Annotated in this window: 17 protein-coding genes; 8 read left to right on the top strand and 9 right to left on the bottom strand. The window is 60.7% G+C overall.

Annotation, left to right across the window (positions count from 1 at the left end; translation table 11 throughout):
- Nucleotides 1–12: 12 nt before the first annotated feature.
- The 4 genes from yvcK to pmrB all read left to right on the top strand — a co-directional run bounded on the left by yvcK (nt 13) and on the right by pmrB (nt 4434).
- Nucleotides 13–918 (top strand): uridine diphosphate-N-acetylglucosamine-binding protein YvcK, encoded by a 906-nt coding sequence (gene yvcK / locus ABLV76_RS13825; protein ID WP_348878358.1) that lies wholly within the window; start codon nt 13–15, stop codon nt 916–918.
- A gap of 103 nt (nt 919–1021) precedes the next feature.
- Nucleotides 1022–2662 carry a phosphoethanolamine transferase EptA gene (gene eptA / locus ABLV76_RS13820; protein ID WP_348878357.1) on the top strand — a complete coding sequence of 547 codons (1641 nt, stop codon included), beginning with the start codon at nt 1022–1024 and terminating at the stop codon, nt 2660–2662.
- On the top strand, nt 2662–3333 hold the full coding sequence (gene pmrA, locus ABLV76_RS13815; protein ID WP_325926255.1) for a two-component system response regulator PmrA: 672 nt from the start codon (nt 2662–2664) through the stop codon (nt 3331–3333). The genes eptA and pmrA overlap by 1 nt, the downstream gene beginning before the upstream one ends.
- Nucleotides 3334–3336: 3 nt before the next feature.
- The gene (pmrB, locus tag ABLV76_RS13810; RefSeq protein ID WP_004886129.1) at nt 3337–4434 is read left to right on the top strand and encodes a two-component system sensor histidine kinase PmrB; all 1098 of its coding nucleotides are present in this window, start codon (nt 3337–3339) and stop codon (nt 4432–4434) included.
- Between the two features lie 252 nt (nt 4435–4686).
- Here the strand turns inward: pmrB and uvrB are convergent, their stop codons facing one another.
- On the bottom strand, nt 4687–6708 hold the full coding sequence (gene uvrB / locus ABLV76_RS13805; protein ID WP_130971904.1) for an excinuclease ABC subunit UvrB: 2022 nt from the start codon (nt 6706–6708) through the stop codon (nt 4687–4689).
- Nucleotides 6709–7118: 410 nt separating this feature from the next.
- Between uvrB and ABLV76_RS13800 the strand changes: the two genes are divergently transcribed.
- Both ABLV76_RS13800 and ABLV76_RS13795 read left to right on the top strand, forming a co-directional pair.
- On the top strand, nt 7119–7331 hold the full coding sequence (locus ABLV76_RS13800; protein ID WP_004886124.1) for a hypothetical protein: 213 nt from the start codon (nt 7119–7121) through the stop codon (nt 7329–7331).
- A gap of 86 nt (nt 7332–7417) precedes the next feature.
- Nucleotides 7418–8140, top strand: coding sequence for an ATP-binding cassette domain-containing protein (locus ABLV76_RS13795; protein WP_017900923.1), 723 nt, complete (start codon nt 7418–7420; stop codon nt 8138–8140).
- Here ABLV76_RS13795 and bioD read toward each other — a convergent pair.
- The 4 genes from bioD to bioB are packed head-to-tail and all read right to left on the bottom strand — an operon-like array spanning nt 8082 to nt 11730.
- A complete protein-coding gene (gene bioD, locus ABLV76_RS13790; protein WP_023320010.1) occupies nt 8082–8804 on the bottom strand; it encodes a dethiobiotin synthase in 723 nt (240 codons plus the stop codon). The two genes, ABLV76_RS13795 and bioD, sit on opposite strands and share 59 nt — an antisense overlap.
- Nucleotides 8797–9552, bottom strand: coding sequence for a malonyl-ACP O-methyltransferase BioC (bioC, locus tag ABLV76_RS13785; RefSeq protein WP_023320009.1), 756 nt, complete (start codon nt 9550–9552; stop codon nt 8797–8799). The genes bioD and bioC overlap by 8 nt, the downstream gene beginning before the upstream one ends.
- The gene (bioF, locus tag ABLV76_RS13780; RefSeq protein WP_049092841.1) at nt 9536–10693 is read right to left on the bottom strand and encodes an 8-amino-7-oxononanoate synthase; all 1158 of its coding nucleotides are present in this window, start codon (nt 10691–10693) and stop codon (nt 9536–9538) included. The genes bioC and bioF overlap by 17 nt, the downstream gene beginning before the upstream one ends.
- A complete protein-coding gene (bioB, locus tag ABLV76_RS13775) occupies nt 10690–11730 on the bottom strand; it encodes a biotin synthase BioB (RefSeq protein ID WP_004886109.1) in 1041 nt (346 codons plus the stop codon). Before bioB ends, bioF begins: the two co-directional genes overlap by 4 nt.
- Before the next feature lie 85 nt (nt 11731–11815).
- On the opposite strand from bioB, the gene bioA reads away from it, so the two are divergent.
- On the top strand, nt 11816–13105 hold the full coding sequence (gene bioA, locus ABLV76_RS13770) for an adenosylmethionine--8-amino-7-oxononanoate transaminase (protein ID WP_348878366.1): 1290 nt from the start codon (nt 11816–11818) through the stop codon (nt 13103–13105).
- 70 nt (nt 13106–13175) lie between these two features.
- Nucleotides 13176–13652 carry a kinase inhibitor gene (locus ABLV76_RS13765; RefSeq protein ID WP_002895575.1) on the top strand — a complete coding sequence of 159 codons (477 nt, stop codon included), beginning with the start codon at nt 13176–13178 and terminating at the stop codon, nt 13650–13652.
- Nucleotides 13653–13893: 241 nt separating this feature from the next.
- Here ABLV76_RS13765 and ABLV76_RS13760 read toward each other — a convergent pair whose 3' ends face one another.
- The 4 genes from ABLV76_RS13760 to ABLV76_RS13745 all read right to left on the bottom strand — a co-directional run bounded on the left by ABLV76_RS13760 (nt 13894) and on the right by ABLV76_RS13745 (nt 19463).
- Nucleotides 13894–15276: an amino acid permease gene (locus ABLV76_RS13760; protein WP_348878356.1), complete on the bottom strand. Its 1383-nt coding sequence runs from the start codon at nt 15274–15276 to the stop codon at nt 13894–13896.
- 98 nt (nt 15277–15374) lie between these two features.
- Nucleotides 15375–16910, bottom strand: coding sequence for a histidine ammonia-lyase (gene hutH, locus ABLV76_RS13755; protein WP_032455741.1), 1536 nt, complete (start codon nt 16908–16910; stop codon nt 15375–15377).
- On the bottom strand, nt 16907–18595 hold the full coding sequence (hutU, locus tag ABLV76_RS13750; protein ID WP_004886099.1) for a urocanate hydratase: 1689 nt from the start codon (nt 18593–18595) through the stop codon (nt 16907–16909). Before hutU ends, hutH begins: the two co-directional genes overlap by 4 nt.
- 142 nt (nt 18596–18737) lie before the next feature.
- Nucleotides 18738–19463, bottom strand: a complete 726-nt coding sequence (locus ABLV76_RS13745; RefSeq protein WP_017899626.1) for a histidine utilization repressor — start codon at nt 19461–19463, stop codon at nt 18738–18740.
- Nucleotides 19464–19487: the final 24 nt, after the last annotated feature.

Here is a 19487-nt window from a genome sequence, read left to right as displayed (position 1 = left end):
TAAGGAATTTCTATGCGCAATCGTACATTCGCTGACCTGGATCGGGTGGTGGCGCTCGGCGGCGGGCATGGTCTGGGTCGGGTAATGTCCTCCCTCTCCTCGCTGGGCTCACGGCTGACTGGCATTGTGACCACCACCGACAACGGGGGATCCGCCGGGCGGATCCGCCGCTCGGAAGGCGGCATTGCCTGGGGCGATATGCGCAACTGCATCAATCAGTTAATCGCCGAGCCGAGCGTGGCGTCGGCGATGTTTGAGTACCGTTTTAGCGGCAATGGCGAGCTTTCCGGCCATAACCTGGGAAATCTGATGTTAAAGGCGCTGGATCACCTCAGCGTGCGGCCGTTGGAAGCGATCAATTTGATCAGAAACCTGCTCAAAGTGGACGCTTTTCTTATTCCGATGTCGGAACAACCGGTGGATTTGATGGCGCTCGATCATGAAGGCCATGAAGTTTACGGTGAAGTCAATATCGATCAGCTCGATAGCGTGCCGCAGGAGCTGATGCTCACCCCGCCGGTACCGGCCACCCGTGAGGCGGTGGAGGCCATCGCCGAAGCCGATCTGATCCTTATCGGCCCGGGCAGTTTCTATACCAGCCTGCTGCCAATCCTGCTGCTTGACGAGATGGCCCAGGCGCTGCGTCGCACTCCGGCGCCGATGGTGTTTATCGATAACCTCGGCAAAGAGCACAGCCCGGCCGCGAGGCTGTCGCTGGCGGAGCGCATCGCGATTATGGAGCGCTATGTGGGCAAGCGGGTGGTGGATGCGGTCATCGCCGGCCCAAAAGCCGATATCAGCGGCATCGACAACCGGCTGGTGATTCAGACGCCGCTGGAAGCCAGCGACGTTCCCTATCGCCATGACCGGGCGCTGCTGCGAGGGGCGCTGGAGAAAGCGCTCCAGCTGCCGGGCTGATCCTGCGCGCCGGAGGATCGGCTTTCGGCGCACCTTAAAATCTTAAGGTTGTCTTAAAACAGAGCTGGCATTATACCCCTATCTCTTTCTGTAGGTAGGTGTTATGTCTTTATTGCCTCTGCGTCGGCCCGTTCTCAGCCGCACAACGTATCTGATTCTCTTTGCTTGCTATATCGGTATCTTTCTCAACCTGGCTTTTTATCGCCAGGTTTTCCCGCTACTGCCGGTAAATAGCCTGCATAACTGGCTGGTATTCCTCAGTATGCCAATCGTGGCCATCTGCGTGATGAATATCCTCACCACCCTCGCCTCGTTCCTGAAGCTGGACCGGCTGGTGATTAGCCTTTTTATTCTACTCAGCGCTTCGGCTCAGTACTTTATCTGGTCCTTCGGCGTGGTGATTGACCGTTCGATGATCGCCAATATCTTCGATACCACCCCGGCGGAAAGCTTCGCTCTGTTGTCGACGAAAATGGTCATCGTGCTTGGAGTTTCCGGCCTGTTGATGGTTCTGGTGGCCTGGTGGATTAAAGTTCGTAAACCTGCCTCTTTCTGGCGCGGCGCGGCGATGCGTCTGCTCAATATCGCCGTTTCGGCACTACTGATAATTCTGGTGGCCGCGCTGTTCTACAAAGATTACGCCTCGGTGTTCCGTAACAACAAAGAGCTGGTGAAATCCCTGAGCCCCTCCAACAGCATTGTGGCGCTGAACTCCTGGTATGCGCACCATCGCATGGACAACCTGCCGCTGGTGAAGATTGGCGAAGATGCCACGCAGAAACCGGTGATGCATAACGGTCCCCGTAAGAACCTGACGATTGTGGTACTGGGTGAAACCTCGCGCGCCGAGAACTTCTCGCTGGGCGGCTACGATCGGGAGACTAACCCGCGCCTGCAACAGGACAACGTGGTGTACTTCCCGAAAACCACCTCCTGCGGCACAGCAACTGCGGTTTCCGTGCCCTGCATGTTCTCCAATATGCCGCGCGCGCGCTATGACGAAGAGCTGGCCCATCACCAGGAAGGCGTCCTGGATATTCTGCAGCGCGCCGGCATCCAGGTGCTGTGGAACGACAACGATGGCGGCTGCAAGGGGGCATGCGATCGGGTACCGCATCAGAACGTGACCGATCTGAAGCTAACCGGACAGTGCATCGACGGCGAGTGCTACGACGACGTGCTGTTCCATAATCTCGACAGCTATATCGATAACCTGCGACAGGATGGCATTATCGTACTGCATACCATCGGCAGCCACGGCCCAACCTATTACAATCGCTATCCGGCTGAATTCAAAAAATTCACCCCAACCTGCGATACCAATGAAATCCAAAGTTGTACGCAACAACAGTTGACCAATACCTACGATAACACCATTCTGTATGTCGACTATGTCGTTGATAAAGCGATAAAACTACTGCAATCTAAACAGGACAAATTCACCACTAGCCTGGTTTATTTGTCCGACCACGGCGAATCGCTGGGCGAAAATGGCGTCTATTTGCATGGTCTGCCGTACTCCATTGCGCCGGATACGCAAAAGCACGTGCCCATGCTGCTGTGGCTGTCGCCGGATTACCAGCAACGTTACGGTGTTTCCAGCCAGTGTTTGCAACAACAGGCTAAGACGAAGGATTATTCACAAGATAATCTGTTCTCCACCCTGCTCGGCCTGCTCGGCGTCAGCACCCACGAGTACCAGGCGGCAGATGATATTTTAACGCCATGTAGAGAGGCTGGTTGATGAAAATCTTAGTCATTGAAGACGATGCGCTGTTGTTGCAGGGGTTAATCCTGGCGATGCAAAGCGAAGGATACGTGTGCGATGGCGTCTCCACGGCGCACGAAGCGGCGCTATCGCTGGCCAGCAATCACTACAGCCTGATCGTACTCGACCTCGGCCTGCCGGACGAAGACGGCCTGCATTTTCTCGCCCGTATGCGGCGGGAGAAAATGACCCAGCCGGTGCTGATCCTCACCGCCCGCGATACCCTTGAGGATCGCATTAGCGGTCTCGACACCGGCGCGGATGACTATCTGGTGAAACCCTTTGCCCTGGAAGAGCTAAACGCGCGCATTCGCGCCCTGCTCCGTCGGCATAATAATCAGGGCGATAACGAAATCAGCGTCGGCGATCTGCGCCTCAACGTCACCCGCCGCCAGGTGTGGCTCGGTGAGACGGCGCTGGATCTGACGCCGAAGGAGTATGCCCTGCTGTCGCGGCTGATGATGAAAGCCGGCAGCCCGGTACATCGCGAGATCCTCTACAACGATATCTACAGCTGGGACAATGAGCCAGCGACCAATACCCTGGAAGTGCATATCCATAACCTGCGCGATAAGATTGGCAAATCGCGGATCCGCACCGTCAGGGGCTTCGGCTATATGCTGGCTAACAACATCGATACGGAATAGACCATGGCTCTGTTTGCAACCGAAAACTGGACCATGCGTCACCGGCTGCTGTTGACCATCGGCGCCATTCTGGTGGTCTGCCAGCTGATCAGCGTCTTCTGGCTATGGCATGAGAGCAAAGAGCAGATCCAGCTGCTGGTGGCCAGCGCCATCGAAGGGCACAACAACCAAAAGCATGTGGAGCATGAGGTTCGGGAAGCGGTCGCCAGCCTGCTGGTGCCGAGCCTGCTGATCGTAGGTCTGGCGCTGTATATCAGCATGCTGGCGGTACGCAAAATCACCCGCCCGCTGTCACGTCTGCAAAGCGAGCTGGAGAGTCGTACCCCGGACAACCTCACCCCCATCGTGCTCAGCGAATCGGTGCCCGAGGTGACGGCGGTGACCACCGCCCTGAATCAGCTGGTTTCCCGCCTCAATCTGACTCTCGATCGCGAACGACTGTTTACCGCCGACGTGGCGCACGAGCTGCGCACCCCGCTGGCCGGGCTGCGGCTGCACCTTGAGCTGCTGGCGAAAGTGCACGGCATGGGCGTCGACCCGCTGATCCAGCGGCTCGACCAGATGACCACCAGCATTTCGCAGCTGCTGCAGCTGGCGCGCGTCGGTCAGTCCTTTTCCGCCGGCAGCTATCAGCAGGTGCTGCTGCTGGATGACGTGGTCAAACCGCTGCAGGATGAGCTGGAGACCATGCTGGCCGAGCGCCAGCAACGGCTGCTGCTGACGGATGTCGAAAGCGAGGCCGTCGTCTCTGGCGACGCGACGCTCATCCGCGTCATTCTGCGCAATCTGGTGGAGAATGCCCATCGCTACAGCCCGCAAGGATCGACGATCCGCGTGTCGGTGAAAGCGGGTCTGATGCCGGTGATGGCAGTGGAAGATGAAGGACCGGGGATTGATGAGGCGAAAAGCGGCGAACTCAGTAAGGCCTTCGTGCGCATGGACAGTCGCTACGGCGGTATAGGGCTAGGACTGAGCATCGTCACGCGCATCGCTCAGCTGCATGACGCCCAGTTCTTTTTACATAACCGCCAGCCGGGGCCAGGGGTCCGCGCGTGGGTGTTATTCCCGCGGCGCGGGGGTCAGAACGTCAGCACCCACTGATGGAAGAAGGCAACAATAATGACCAGGGCGGTGGCGACCGCCAGATATTCACGGAAGTTGATTTTTTGCATGGGCGCTATCCTCATCAGGTTGAGGATAGTGTCGCCTGGCGAGATTAAGCAAACATTAAGAAGGCCGCTTTGCGGCCTTTTTTCTTCACCGCGAATGGTTATCTGGCTGCGGAACAGGGCGATAAGGGCCACGCCTTGTCTGCTTCCCGCACGTCCACCTCCCGGCAGTACACGCCGGGACTCAGGAGGCGGCGATAAACAGTTCGCGCAGCTGATGCAGCTGGTCGCGAATTTGCGCCGCCTCTTCGAACTCGAGGTTTTGCGCGTGCTGCATCATCTGCCCTTCCAGCTCGTGGATTTTCTGCTGCAGCGCTTTTGGCGTCATATCCACGCCGCTGAGCCCGGCAGGATCGACGGCCTTCGCTTTACCGCGCCCTTTGGCTTTGGTTTTCGCCAGGCTCTGGCCCAGCTGCAGGATATCCACCACTTTCTTGTTGAGCCCCTGCGGCACAATGCCGTGCTCTTCGTTATAGCGCTGCTGTTTCTCCCGTCGACGCTCTGTCTCGCCGATGGCTTTCGCCATCGAGGGGGTGATCTTATCGCCGTACAGGATAGCCTTGCCGTTGACGTTGCGCGCCGCGCGGCCGATGGTCTGGATCAGCGAGCGTTCGGAGCGCAGGAAGCCCTCTTTGTCCGCATCCAGGATCGCCACCAGCGACACCTCCGGCATATCCAGCCCCTCACGCAGCAGGTTGATCCCGACCAGCACGTCAAACTCGCCAAGACGCAGGTCGCGGATAATCTCCATACGTTCGACGGTGTCGATATCCGAGTGCAGATAGCGCACCCGCTCGCCGTGCTCCTCAAGGTACTCGGTTAAGTCTTCCGCCATCCGCTTGGTGAGGGTAGTGACCAGCACGCGCTCGTTGATGGCCGTGCGCAGGCGGATCTCCGACAGCAGATCGTCGACCTGGGTCGCCACCGGCCGCACTTCGATGATCGGATCCAGCAGACCGGTCGGCCGCACCACCTGATCCACCACCTCGCCGCCGGATTTATCCAGCTCGTAGGCGCCGGGGGTGGCCGACACGTAGATGGTTTGCGGCGCCAGCGCTTCGAATTCTTCAAACTTCATCGGCCGGTTATCCAGCGCCGACGGCAGGCGGAAGCCGTACTCCACCAGCGTCTCTTTGCGCGCCCGGTCGCCGCGGTACATACCGCCGATCTGCGGCACCGTGACGTGAGATTCGTCAATCACCAGCAGGCCGTCTGCCGGCAGGTAGTCGAACAGGGTGGGCGGCGGCTCGCCGGGGCCGCGCCCGGAGAGGAAGCGCGAGTAGTTTTCAATGCCCGAGCAGTAGCCCAGCTCGTTCATCATTTCTAGGTCGAACTGGGTGCGCTGGGTTAAGCGCTGCTCTTCCAGCAGCTTGTTGTTGGCCAGCAGCACCTTACGCCGCTCCGCCAGCTCCAGCTTGATCTCTTCCATCGCCTGGACAATGCGCTCCCGCGGCGTCACGTAGTGGGTCTTGGGATAAATGGTGTAGCGCGGCACCGTCGATTCCACATGGCCGGTGAGCGGGTCGAACAGCGACAGGCGTTCAACTTCTTCGTCAAACAGCTCAATGCGCAGGGCGATATCGTCCGATTCCGCCGGGAAGACGTCGATCACCTCGCCGCGCACCCGGAAGGTGCCGCGCTGGAAGGCCTGATCGTTGCGGGTATACTGCAGTTCCGCCAGGCGGCGCAGGATCGCCCGCTGGTCAATCAGCATCCCCACCGTCAGATGCAACATCATTTTCAGATACAGGTCCGGGTCGCCGAGGCCGTAAATAGCCGAGACCGAGGCCACCACCACCACATCGCGCCGCTCAAGCAGCGCTTTAGTGGCCGACAGGCGCATCTGCTCGATATGTTCGTTTACCGAGGCATCTTTCTCAATGAAGGTATCTGAGCTGGGGACATAGGCTTCCGGCTGATAGTAATCGTAGTAGGAGACGAAATACTCGACGGCATTCTCCGGGAAAAACTCTTTCATCTCGCCGTAGAGCTGGGCCGCCAGCGTTTTGTTTGGCGCCAGCACCATCGTCGGCCGCTGCAGATCGGCAATCACGTTGGCGATGGTAAAGGTCTTACCGGAGCCGGTGACCCCCAGCAGCGTTTGATGCGCGAGCCCATCCTCCAGCCCCTCTTCCAGGCGGCGGATGGCTTCCGGTTGGTCTCCGGAGGGGCGAAAGGCGGAATGCAGAACAAACGATTTACTCATCAATCAGAACCTGAAAAAGATTTAGCGGCCGGTGTTTAATTCTACCCCCCGGGCCGTTTTTTGCCAATAAATTATACTGGATATTTAAACAGTGCGTGCTTATGATAGCGCCACAATATGGCCTTTTTTGCCGGTAAGCAGGGTATAAAACGCGCGCCGGGCGGAATAATCCTCCGGCCGTCAGGGTTATCCCCAGAAATTTTTACCTTTTAACATTTGTCAAGCGGACGGGTGAAAGTTTTATGGCAGCAGATGACGCTTTTCTTACACCCATTGATTTTATCTAACAAGCTGATATTTAATGTTTTTAAAGAAAAGACGCCTTTCGCGCCAATTCAGCCGCAAGCCGCGTACGCTCTAGCTTACCGCAGGTTTTCTAACTCTAATACACAAGGTTATCCACAGGAATAGTGGATAACTGTCTGCAGCCCAAGACCGCCGCCGCCCGGCGCAAATCGTCTGGCGGCCTTAATCACGTGGCGAAAAATTTTTATCGAACTATTTTTGATAACTATCCGCTTAAAGCCGCTCGATTTTTGCTGCTTTTTGCACCACCCTTTAGCGTCGGGCACCGGAAAAGTGCACCCCAGGCGCTGGCTGTGCCTGATGGTATCGGCATTTAGCGTTTTTTTCCGAGCGTTCTTTTTCCTGGCAAGAGTTTTGCAGCATCTTTCTGTCGCCCTGACGCCAGGATAAGGAGAAAACGTCCATGTTGAATTTACAGGCAGTAAATCACTTTTACGGCAACCAGCATTCACTGTGGAATGTCGATCTTGAACTACGCCCGGGGGAGTGCATTGGCGTACTGGGACGCGAGGGCATGGGAAAAACCACCCTGGTTAACTGCATTGCCGGGCACCTGCCGGTGGCCAGCGGCCGGATGACCTGGCATGACATTGGCGCCCCGCCGCAGGATCTCACGCCCCTGTCGGCCCAGTCGCGCAGCGCCATCGGTATCGGCTATGTGCCGCAGGATAAACGCATCTTTTCGCAGCTCAGCGTGGAAGAGAATCTGCATATTGCCCTCGCGGCCGGGAAACCCGGGGCTAACGCCAGCGGCGGCGAAATCTATGAGCATTTTCCCGAACTCTATGCCCTACGGCAGCGCAAAGGCGCCTCGCTGAGCGACGACGATCAGTACCAGCTGGCGTTGGCCAGGGCGCTGATTGTCCAGCCACGGCTGCTGATCCTTGATGAACCCTCGCGCGGCAGAGGGCCGCGCTGTCTGCAAAAGCTGGCGGATCTGCTGCTGCGGTTGAATCGCGATATCGGCCTGACGGTGCTGCTCGCCGAGCAGCACCTGCCCTTTATCCGCCGGGTGGCGGATCGTTTCTGTGTTTTGCACCGGGGCCGTAACGTCGCCGAAGGCGATATTATGGCGCTGGATGAACCGCTGCTGGCGCAGTGGATGACGCCGGATCCAGCGCCCTGAGATCCAGATACTGGCCGAGATCGTCGCGCTGCGCGATATCGGCAAGCCACGGTATTTCGCCGAGGAACGGCGCGGCCAGCCGGTTTTTCAGCGTCGCCAGATACTCGGCGTGGCGCTTGCCTGGCGGCTGCACGTCATTGGCGATCCACCCCGCGAGCGGCAGCCCTGCCTGGCGTACCGCCTGGGCGGTAAGCATCGCGTGGTTGATGCAGCCGAGCTTGACGCCCACCACCAGAATCACCGGCAGCTGCTCCGCCTGCGCCCAGTCGGCAAAGGTCAGGGTTTCCGACAGCGGCGTAAACCAGCCGCCGGCCCCTTCCACCAGCACCCAGTCGGCGAGGCGTTCTAACTCGCGCAGCCCGCTGGAGAGCCTCGCCGCGGCGATCGGCCGCCCTTCGTCGGCGCTGATGATGTGCGGTGAGGTCGGCTCGGCGAAGGTATACGGGTTAACCTGTTCATAGCGCAGCGCGACCCGGCTATGACGCTGCAGCGCCAGGGCGTCTTCATTACGCAGCCCTGCGGCGGTAAGCTCGCTGCCGGAAGCCACCGGCTTGTAGCCAGCGGTATGAAAACCCAGCTGATTCGCTGCCTGCAGCAGGGCGCTGCTGGCGATGGTTTTCCCGACTTCAGTATCGGTCCCGGTGACAAAAAAACGTTTAGTCACGCTCAATGACTCCTGTAAAAAGAGAATACGTCAGCGGGCAGACGCCCTGCCGCTGCGGCCAGGCCAGCTGTAGCTCGCGCAGTTTGCCGCGGCCAAGCGGGGCTGATGCCCGCCCCTGGTGCAAATGGGTGGCGCCGATGCCCTTCAGCGATCGCATGGCGCTCAGCGCGTCGGCGAACGGCAGGCTAATCTGATGCACCTCGCCGGACGCCCGCAGGCCGCTCAGCGCCGCGCGCACCGCCGCTTCGCTGAGAAAACGGTTGGCATGCGGCCGGTCGTCGATGGCCTGCCACGCCTGATTGAGCTCCGGCAGCGAGTCGGCCAGCAGCGTGCTAAACGCCACCCTGCCGCCGGGGCGCACCACCCGGTACAGCTCGCCAAGGGCGGCGCGCAGATCGTCGCACCACTGCACCGCCAGATTGCTCCACGCCAGATCGACGCAGGCGTCCGGCAGCGGCAGCGCCTCAATGTCGCCCAGCAGGTAATACTGAGCGGCGTCGTTACGCTGCGCCTGGGCCAGCATCCCGGGGGAGAGATCCAGCGCGGTCACCACGCTGCCCGCCTCACGCCAGCGGCGGCTCATGCCGCCGGGGCCGCAGCCAGCATCCAGCACCCGGGGAAAATCGCGACGCGCCAGCTGGCGCAGCAGCAATTCCGCGCTGCGCCGCTGCAGTTCATCATGTTGCGAATAGCCGCCGGCCGCCCGGCCAAACGCCGCGGCCACCGCCTGCTTATTCACCGTGGCCATGCAGCACCTCCAGTAAACGGTTAATGTCCTCAGCCTGATGGACGGCGGTCAGGGTCAGGCGCAGACGAGCGCTGCCGACCGGCACCGTCGGTGGACGGATCGCCGTCGTCCAGCAGCCCGCGTCGCGCAGACGTGCGGCCAGGCTCAGCGCCCGGCCGTTATCGCCGACGATCAGCGGCTGGATCGCGCTGACGGAGTCGGTCAAACCCAGCGACGTCTCGCCCATCCCCTTGCGGAACTGCCGGATGCGGGCGGCCAGGATGTCGCGACGCTGCTGTCCTTCATTGCTGCGAATCACCCGTAGCGCGGCGCTCAGCGCCACCGCCTGGGCGGGCGGCATCGCGGTGCTATAGATCAAATGACGGGCAAACTGCAGCAGATAATCGGCCATTGCTTCGTCGCACAGCACCGCCGCGCCGCTGACGCCGAAGGCCTTGCCGAAGGTAACCACCAGCAGCTCAGGGCGCACCGCCTGCGCGGCGCAGCTCCCGCGTCCTTCGTCGCCGACCACGCCGACGCCGTGGGCGTCATCCACCAGCAACAATGCCCCTGCTGCCTGCGCCGCGGCGTGAATGGCCGCCAGCGGCGCGCTGTCGCCATCCATGCTGAAAATGCCTTCAGTGACCGCCAATTGTTCGCCCGCCAGCGGCTTAGCCAGCAGTTGCGCGAGCTGCTGCGGATCGTTGTGGGCGAAACGGCGTAGCTGCGCCGGGCTGAGGCTTGCCGCCTCCAGCAGGGAGGCGTGGCTCAGGCGGTCGGCCACGATCCGATCCTCTTTATCCGCCAGGGCGGCGATCAGCGCCTGATTGGCGGCAAAGCCGGAGATAAACAGCAACGCGCGCGGATAGCCCAGCCAGTCGGCAAGTTCCTCTTCCAGCGCGCGGTGGGCCTCGTTATAGCCGCTTACGTGTCCCGAACCGCCGGAACCGACGCCATAACGTTCCGCCCCCTGCTGCCAGGCGGCGATAATCGCCGGATGCTGGCTCAGGCCAAGATAGTCATTGCTGGAGAAGTTAAGCCAGCGCTCCCCTTCCCGCGCCAGCCAGCGCCCGGCGCCGTGCGTCACCGGCAGGCGGCGGCGAAGAGCATCCGCCGCTCGTCGCTCGTCCAGCGCCCGATCGATTCGCTGCTGCCAGCTCATAGCACCGCCGCGTTGTAATATTCCTCAGTGTCCGGGGTGAGTAAGGCCTGCTCCAGGCGCTGCTGCTGCTCATTATCACCTTCCAGCACCGCCGTCTGCTGCGGGTTGATCCCCAGCTTGCGGAACAGTTGCAGGTCTTTATCTTCTTCCGGATTAGGCGTCGTCAGCAGTTTGCAGCCATAGAAAATCGAGTTCGCCCCGGCCATAAAGCACATCGCCTGGGTCTGCTCGTTCATCTGCTCGCGGCCGGCGGAGAGACGCACGTAAGAGGTGGGCATCATGATGCGCGCGATGGCGATAGTGCGAATAAAATCGAAAGCGTCGACATCGTCGTTATCCGCCAGCGGCGTACCTTTGACCTTCACCAACATGTTGATCGGTACGCTTTCCGGCGGCGTGGGCAGGTTAGCCAACTGCAGCAGCAGGCCGGCGCGGTCTTTCACGGTCTCCCCCAGCCCGACGATACCGCCGGAGCAGACTTTGATCCCGGCGTCACGCACTTTGTCCAGGGTATCCAGGCGCTCCTGGTAGGTGCGGGTGGTGATGATGTTGCCGTAAAATTCCGGCGAGGTATCGAGGTTGTGGTTGTAGTAATCGAGGCCCGCCTCGGCCAGGCGCTGCGCCTGGCTGTCTGTCAGAGTGCCAAGCGTCATGCACGACTCCAGCCCCAGGGCCTTCACCCCTTTCACCATCTGCTCCAGATACGGCATATCGCGGTCATTGGGGTTTTTCCACGCCGCGCCCATGCAGAAGCGGGTCGAGCCGGCGTTTTTCGCCTGACGCGCTGATTCCAGCACCTGCTCGACTTCCATCAGGCGCTCGGTTTCGAGCCCGGTTTTATAGCGCGCGCTCTGCGGACAATATTTACAATCTTCCGGGCAGGCGCCGGTTTTGATCGACAGCAGGGTGCTGACCTGCACCTGGCGCGGATCAAAGTGTTGCCGGTGGATTTGCTGCGCTTCGAATAACAGATCGATGAGTGGTTTATTAAATAATTCAGTTACTTGCGACATTGTCCAACGTACGTGGTGAGCCATTGGCTTCTCCAAAGGGTTTTGTTAATTTACGGTTCGGTTTATACTCGTAAACCTAAATGTTTTCAAAATGGTTTACAAGTCACTTATGACCCTGGACGATCTCGCCTTCGATCGGCGCCACATCTGGCACCCCTACACCTCTATGACTTCCCCCCTGCCGGTCTACCCGGTGGTTTCCGCCCACGGTTGCGAGCTGTCCCTCGCCGGCGGCGAACAGTTGGTTGACGGTATGTCCTCCTGGTGGGCGGCAATCCACGGCTACAATCACCCGCGTCTTAATGCGGCGATGAAAGCGCAAATCGACCAGATGTCGCACGTCATGTTCGGCGGGATCACTCACCCCTCGGCGGTGGCCCTGTGCCGCCAGCTGGTGGCAATGACTCCGGAATCGCTGGAGTGCGTTTTCCTCGCTGATTCCGGTTCGGTGGCGGTTGAGGTGGCGATGAAAATGGCCCTGCAGTACTGGCAGGCGAAAGGCCAACCGCGTCGACGTTTCCTGACCTTCCGCAATGGCTATCACGGCGATACCTTCGGCGCGATGTCGGTCTGCGATCCGCAGAACTCGATGCACAGCCTGTGGCAGGGCTATCTGCCGGATAACCTGTTCGCCCCCGCGCCGCAGAGCCGCTTTGACGGCGAGTGGGATGAAATGGATATAGTGCCCTTTGCCCGCCTGATGGCCGCGCACCGTCACGACATCGCCGCGGTGATCCTCGAACCGATCGTACAGGGCGCGGGCGGGATGCGGATGTACCATCCGGAGTGGCTGAAGCGGGTGCGTAAAATGTGCGACCGGGAAGGGATACTGCTGATCGCCGATGAGATTGCCACCGGCTTTGGCCGCACCGGCAAGCTGTTCGCCTGCGAGCACGCCGGTATCGCCGCCGATATTCTGTGTCTGGGCAAGGCGCTGACCGGCGGCACCATGACCCTCTCCGCCGCGCTGACCACCCGCGAGGTGGCGGAAACCATCGGCAACGGTGAAGCCGGCTGCTTTATGCACGGCCCGACCTTTATGGGCAACCCGCTGGCCTGCGCGGTGGCCAGCGAAAGCCTGCGCCTGCTGGAGAGCGGCGAATGGCAGCGGCAAGTGGCGGCGATTGAAGCCCAGCTGCTGGCCGAGCTGGCGCCGGCGCGGGGATCCGCCCTGGTAGCCGATGTCCGCGTGCTGGGCGCTATTGGCGTGGTTGAAAGCCGTCGCCCGGTCAATATGGCTGCCCTGCAGCGCTTTTTCGTCGAGCAGGGGGTGTGGATCCGCCCGTTTGGCCGCCTGATCTATTTGATGCCGCCGTACATCATCGCGCCTGACCAGCTGTCCCGCCTGACCCGCGCCGTTAACCTGGCGGTGCAGGACGAAACATTTTTTAGCGAATAAATAGCGGAATTGCGTCGTGGTGCAGGCTACACTTCCAGGTTAATCAGCGCATTATCAATGAGGATGAAGCATGAAACTGATCAGTCACGATCTCCAGGACGGCGGTAAGCTGCCTAATCGTCACGTCTTCAACGGCATGGGCTACGATGGCGACAATATTTCGCCGCATCTGATGTGGGATGATGTGCCCGCGGGAACCAAAAGCTTTGTGGTGACCTGCTACGATCCGGATGCGCCGACCGGCTCCGGCTGGTGGCACTGGGTGGTGGCTAACCTGCCGGCCGATACCCGCGTCCTGCCGCAAGGGGCCGGTTCCGGTCAGGCGGAGCTGCCGGAAGAGGCCGTTCAGACTCGCACCGATTTTGGCAAGGCGGGATACGGCGGCGCAGCGCCGCCGAAGGGCGAAACCCACCGCTATATCTTTACCGTCCACGCCCTGGACGTCGAGAAAATTGAAGTGGATGCCGAGGCCAGCGGCGCAATGGTCGGCTTTAACGTCCATTTCCATTCCCTCGCCAGCGCCTCCATCACCGCCCTGTTCAGTTAATCTCCCCCCCGGATAGCGGCTGTCGCCTTATCCGGGCTACTTGCGGCGCCATTTGTTTTTCGGGTGGCGCTGCGCTTACCCGACCTACAATACCCCCAGTCCCACGCAAGCGCAGCGCCGCCGGGCGATTGCCGCGGGCACGGAGCCGCTTTTATGCCGGGCGGCGGCTGACGCCTTGCCCGGCCTACGGTCCGTGCCATTTGTAGCCCCGGTAAGCGCAGCGCCACCGGGGAAATTGGCCTTACTGTTCAGTGGCTACCTGCAGCGCCGTTTTACGCACCCGCGCGTACCACACCACCGTCAGCAGCCCGAGCCAGACCAGGCCGGCAATCAGCGCCATCCGCGTCTCAGCAAACATCCCCAGCACCGCGATAACCAGCCCCATAAACAGCAGCGTCAACAGCGGCGCAACCGGCCAGAACGGGACGGGGAAGGCAATCTGGCTGCGCTCTTCGGCAGACAAACTACGGCGCATGGCGAAATGGGACAGCAGGATCATCAGCCACACCCACACCGTGGCGAATGCCGCCAGCGAAGCAATCAGCACAAAGACCTGCTCCGGGATCAGATAGTTCAGCACCACCGCCGCCAGCAGCGCGCCGCCCATGACCACCACCGTCATCCAGGGTACGCCGTTGCTGGCGATGCGCTGGAAGCTTTTCGGCGCCAGCCCCTCTTTCGACATGCCGTACATCATGCGCCCGGCGCCGAAGATATCGCTGTTAATTGCCGAAATGCTGGCGCTGATCACGATGATGTTAAGGATTGTCGCCGCCGCCGGGATCCCCAGACCGTCGAAAATCAGCACAAACGGACTCCCCTGCTCGCCAAAGCTGTTCCACGGGAAAATCGCCATCAGCACCGCCAGGGTGCAGACGTAGAACAGGATAATACGCAGCGGAATGGTATTGATGGCCTGCGGGATGACCTTTTTCGGATCTTTCGCTTCCGCGGCGGTGACGCCGATAATCTCCACCCCGCCGAAAGCGAACATCACGATGCCAAGCGAAGCGATAACGCCCTGCCAGCCGTTAGGATCAAAGCCGCCGTGGCTCCAGAGATTTTCCAGCCCGGTAGCCGGGAAGCTATGGCCGAAGCCAAAGAAGATGATCCCGGCGCCCGCCAGCATCATGGCGATAATCGCCACCACCTTCACCAGCGACAGCCAGAACTCCATCTCGCCGAACACCCGCACGTTGCACAGGTTCATGGCGCCGATAAAGAAGATGATGCTGAGGATCCAGATCCAGCGCGGGACATCGGGATACCACAATCCCATATAGATGCCGAAGGCGGTGACGTCGGCCAGGGCGACGATCACCATTTCAAAAGTATAGGTCCAGCCGGTAATAAACCCGGCCAGCGGCCCGAGATACTGGCGGGCGTAGCTGCCGAAGGAGCCGGAAACCGGGTTGCGCACCGCCATCTCGCCCAGCGCGCGCATGACGATAAACACCGCCGCGCCGCCAATCAGATAGGCCAGCAGCACCGCCGGGCCCGCCGCCTTGATGGCGGAGGCCGAGCCGTAGAACAGCCCGGTGCCGATAGCGGAGCCGAGCGCAATAAATCGAATGTGTCGGGCATTGAGCCCGCGCAGCAGATGTGGCTTGTGTTGTTGTTGCATATACAGGTGTCCTGGTTTTTTTATATGACGACAAATATGCGATGTAGGGCGGTCGGGGGAATGACTTCCCCCGACGCGGGTACAGAGAACAACGGTGATTAGTGCAGGCCTGGCAGTACGGCAGGCAGCAGACGCGTCAGGTGACGGGCCGCCAGAAGCGCAATGGCATTATCGATATCCGGGGCGAAGTAGCGATCCTGCGTATAATGAGGGACACGTTCGCGCAGCAGATGACGCGCTTCTTCCAGCAGTGGGCTGGTGGTCAGCCCTTCGCGCATATCCAGCCCCTGCACCGCCGCCAGCCACTCAACGGCCAATACGCCGCGGGTGTTCTCGGCCATCGCCCACAGGCGGCGACCGGCCGCCGGCGCCATCGAGACGTGGTCTTCCTGGTTGGCGGAGGTCGGCAGGCTGTCGACGCTGTGCGGGTGCGACAGCGCTTTGTTTTCACTGGCCAGCGCTGCCGCCGTGACCTGGGCAATCATAAACCCGGAGTTCACCCCGCCATTTTTCACGAGGAACGGCGGCAGCTGCGACATATGGCTGTCCATCATCAGCGCGATGCGGCGCTCGGAGAGCGAGCCGATTTCGGCGATCGCCAGCGCGATATTATCCGCGGCCATCGCCACCGGTTCGGCGTGGAAGTTGCCGCCGGAGATGACGTCATTTTCGGCGGCGAAGACCAGCGGGTTATCAGAGACCGCGTTGGCTTCGGCCAGCAGCACTTCCGCCGCCTGGCGGATCTGGGTCAGGCAGGCGCCCATCACCTGCGGCTGACAGCGCAGGGAGTACGGGTCCTGCACCTTGCTGCAGTTATGGTGCGACTGCGAGATCGCGCTATCGTCGGTCAGCAGATGGCGATACAGCGCCGCCGCATCAATCTGCCCGCGCTGGCCGCGTACCTCATGAATACGCGCATCGAACGGACGACGCGAACCCAGCGCCGCTTCGGTGGTTAACGCCCCGCAAACGACCGCGGAGGCGAACAGATCTTCGGCTTCGAACAAACCGCGCAGGGCAAAAGCGGTCGAGGCCTGGGTGCCGTTGAGTAGCGCCAGCCCCTCTTTCGCCGCCAGGGTAATCGGCTCCAGCCCAACCTGACGCAGCGCTTCGGTGGCCGGTAGCCATTCGCCGCCGCGTACCCGCGCTTTGCCTTCGCCAAGCAGGGTCAGCGACATATGCGCCAGCGGCGCGAGGTCGCCGGAGGCGCCGACGGAACCTTTCGCCGGGATCCACGGCGTCACGCCGGCATTCACCAGGCCAATCAGCGCCTGGATCACGCTCAGGCGGATCCCGGAGAAACCGCGGGACAGGCTATTAATCTTCAGCACCATAATCAGGCGCGCCAGGTCATCGTCCAGCGGCTCGCCAACGCCCGCCGCATGGGACAGCACCAGCGAACGCTGCAGGTTCTCCAGATCTTCCGTCGAGATCCGGGTCTGCGCCAGCAGGCCAAAACCAGTGTTAATGCCGTAGGCAGTCCGCCCTTCGGCAAGGATGGCGTTGACGCAGGCCACGCTCTCGTCAATGGCGGCAAACGCGCCGCTGTCGAGGGTAATATTCACCGGGTGGCTGTAGATGTCGCGGAGCTGCGACAGGCTGAGTTGCCCCGGGATCAGAGTTAAAGATTTCATTTCGCGTTCCCCTGCGTTGCCGCGACCATCGGAAGATTGAGACCCTGTTCTGCTGCGCATTCAATGGCAATCTCGTACCCCGCGTCGGCATGACGCATCACACCGGTGGCCGGGTCGTTGTGCAGGACGCGGGCGATACGCGCCGCCGCTTCATCGGTGCCATCGCAGACGATAACCATCCCGGAGTGTTGCGAGAAGCCCATGCCTACCCCGCCGCCGTGGTGCAGCGACACCCAGGTCGCGCCGCTGGCGGTGTTGAGCAGGGCGTTGAGCAGCGGCCAGTCGGAGACCGCGTCAGAGCCGTCGCGCATCGCTTCGGTTTCGCGGTTTGGGCTGGCGACGGAGCCGGAGTCAAGGTGATCGCGGCCAATGACGATCGGCGCGGAGACTTCGCCGCTGCGCACCATTTCGTTAAACGCCAGGCCCAGCTTCTGCCGCCATTCCAGACCGACCCAGCAGATACGCGCCGGCAGCCCCTGGAAGCTGATGCGCTCGCGCGCCATATCCAGCCAGTGGTGCAGATGCTTATCATCCTTAATGATCTCTTTCACTTTGGCGTCGGTTTTGTAGATATCCTGCGGATCGCCGGAGAGCGCTACCCAGCGGAACGGTCCGATACCCCGACAGAACAGCGGGCGGATATAGGCCGGCACGAAGCCCGGGAAATCAAAGGCGTTGCTGACGCCCACTTCCTGAGCCATCTGGCGAATGTTGTTACCGTAGTCAAAGGTCGGGACCCCCATCTCATGGAAGGCCAGCATCGCCTGCACATGGTCGGCCATCGAGCGTTTCGCCGCCAGAATGGTGCCCTGCGGATCGGATTCGGCTTTCTGCTGATACTCTTCCCAGCTCCAGCCTTTCGGCAGATAGCCGTGCAGCGGGTCGTGGGCGCTGGTCTGGTCGGTGACCATATCCGGGCGCACGCCGCGTTTCACCAGCTCCGGCACGATCTCCGCGGCGTTGCCGCACAGGGCGATGGAGATAGCGCGACCTTCGGCAGTGTATTTCTTGATGCGCGCCAGGGCGTCATCCAGAGAAGTAGCTTGTTCGTCCACATAGCGGGTGCGCAGACGGAAATCGATGCGGCTCTGCTGGCATTCAATGTTCAGCGAGCAGGCCCCGGCCAGCGTCGCGGCCAGCGGCTGCGCGCCGCCCATGCCGCCCAGCCCGGCGGTTAGCACCCAGCGGCCTTTCAGGCTGCCCTGATAGTGCTGACGACCGGCTTCGACGAAGGTTTCGTAGGTGCCCTGCACGATGCCCTGGCTGCCAATGTAGATCCAGCTGCCAGCGGTCATCTGGCCGTACATCGCCAGCCCTTTGGCATCCAGCTCGTTGAAGTGTTCCCAGGTCGCCCAGTGCGGGACCAGGTTGGAGTTAGCGATCAGCACGCGCGGCGAGTTTTCATGGGTTTTGAAAACGCCCACCGGCTTGCCGGACTGGACCAGCAGGGTTTCGTCGCTTTCCAGGTTCTTCAGCGCCTTCACGATAGCGTCATAGCATTCCCAGTTGCGCGCTGCGCGACCAATACCGCCATAGACCACCAGCTCGTGCGGGTTTTCGGCGACATCGGGATCGAGGTTATTCATTAACATACGCAGCGGGGCTTCGGTCAACCAGCTCTTCGCGGTCAGCGTCGTGCCTCTTGGCGCACGGACGTCCAGCTGGCGATATTTGCTTTGCGACATCGGGGTTTCTCCTGACAATGAACGTTGTTTACGTAGATACATATACTTGTCTATACAAGCATGCGCAAGCCAGGATTTAACAGAAATGATACAATTTTGTTATATTGCGTCAGCAATCACGTTTTGCTGACGCCAGTGTGGATCAGGAGCCAAAGCGGCCCTGCAGACGATAACGGCTGCCGGGGAACAGCAGGCGCGCGTGGGAAACGATATGGGTTGTCGACCAGGTGCGGCGACGGATCAGCAGGCAGGGATCGTGGGCGTGAATATGCAGCAGCGCGCACTCTTCCGCTGTGGCCTGCACCGCTTCAACAATATGTTCACCTTCGGTTAACGGGGCGATCAGCGACAGATAATCATGGGGCGTGGTGGCGGTATAATCCTGCTGGAGATAGTTCGGCACCACCGCGGCATTGACGCAGCGATCTTCGATTTGTACCGGCACCTCGTTTTCGTAATGCACCATCAGCGAGTGAAAGATGCGGGTGCCTTCCGCTACGCTGAGCGCCGTCGCCTGAATATGATCCGCCCGGGTCTCCTCCAGCAGCAGCACCTCGCAGCGGTGCTGATGGTGACGGGCAAGAATTTCTTCGGCAATGCTGCGCACCTCAAACAGCGCCGACTGCCCTTTCGGCTCGGCGACAAAGGTCCCCACCCCTTGCAACCTGACCAGCAGGCCTTCATCCGTTAGCTCGCGCAGCGCGCGGTTGATGGTCATCCGGCTGAAGCCGAACTGGGCCACCAGCTCCGCTTCCGAAGGGATACGGTCATGCGGTCGCCAGACGCCGCTGTGAATTTTTTCACCGATAGCCTGCTTCACCTTCTCATAAAAAGGCGCGGGCGCGGAACGGGGTTGCTGTGAAAACATAGCCTGGCTTTCCTTTTGCAAAAT

This window comes from Klebsiella sp. GB_Kp047 (assembly GCF_040065235.1).
GTDB classification, from domain to species: domain Bacteria; phylum Pseudomonadota; class Gammaproteobacteria; order Enterobacterales; family Enterobacteriaceae; genus Klebsiella; species Klebsiella quasipneumoniae.
The sequence above is the reverse complement of the archived record's forward strand: the minus strand, read 5'-3'. Positions and strand labels throughout refer to the sequence as shown.

What these genes read in the sequence shown, in the direction of transcription:
- ABLV76_RS13795 (WP_017900923.1), top strand. Translation starts at nt 7,418, where the DNA reads ATGTTGAATTTACAGGCAGTAAATCACTTTTACGGCAACCAGCATTCA.
- ABLV76_RS13745 (WP_017899626.1), bottom strand. Translation starts at nt 19,463, where the DNA reads ATGTTTTCACAGCAACCCCGTTCCGCGCCCGCGCCTTTTTATGAGAAG.
- pmrB (WP_004886129.1), top strand. Translation starts at nt 3,337, where the DNA reads ATGGCTCTGTTTGCAACCGAAAACTGGACCATGCGTCACCGGCTGCTG.
- yvcK (WP_348878358.1), top strand. Translation starts at nt 13, where the DNA reads ATGCGCAATCGTACATTCGCTGACCTGGATCGGGTGGTGGCGCTCGGC.
- bioA (WP_348878366.1), top strand. Translation starts at nt 11,816, where the DNA reads ATGACCCTGGACGATCTCGCCTTCGATCGGCGCCACATCTGGCACCCC.
- bioF (WP_049092841.1), bottom strand. Translation starts at nt 10,693, where the DNA reads ATGAGCTGGCAGCAGCGAATCGATCGGGCGCTGGACGAGCGACGAGCG.
- bioB (WP_004886109.1), bottom strand. Translation starts at nt 11,730, where the DNA reads ATGGCTCACCACGTACGTTGGACAATGTCGCAAGTAACTGAATTATTT.
- hutU (WP_004886099.1), bottom strand. Translation starts at nt 18,595, where the DNA reads ATGTCGCAAAGCAAATATCGCCAGCTGGACGTCCGTGCGCCAAGAGGC.
- hutH (WP_032455741.1), bottom strand. Translation starts at nt 16,910, where the DNA reads ATGAAATCTTTAACTCTGATCCCGGGGCAACTCAGCCTGTCGCAGCTC.
- pmrA (WP_325926255.1), top strand. Translation starts at nt 2,662, where the DNA reads ATGAAAATCTTAGTCATTGAAGACGATGCGCTGTTGTTGCAGGGGTTA.
- uvrB (WP_130971904.1), bottom strand. Translation starts at nt 6,708, where the DNA reads ATGAGTAAATCGTTTGTTCTGCATTCCGCCTTTCGCCCCTCCGGAGAC.
- bioC (WP_023320009.1), bottom strand. Translation starts at nt 9,552, where the DNA reads ATGGCCACGGTGAATAAGCAGGCGGTGGCCGCGGCGTTTGGCCGGGCG.
- ABLV76_RS13765 (WP_002895575.1), top strand. Translation starts at nt 13,176, where the DNA reads ATGAAACTGATCAGTCACGATCTCCAGGACGGCGGTAAGCTGCCTAAT.
- ABLV76_RS13760 (WP_348878356.1), bottom strand. Translation starts at nt 15,276, where the DNA reads ATGCAACAACAACACAAGCCACATCTGCTGCGCGGGCTCAATGCCCGA.
- eptA (WP_348878357.1), top strand. Translation starts at nt 1,022, where the DNA reads ATGTCTTTATTGCCTCTGCGTCGGCCCGTTCTCAGCCGCACAACGTAT.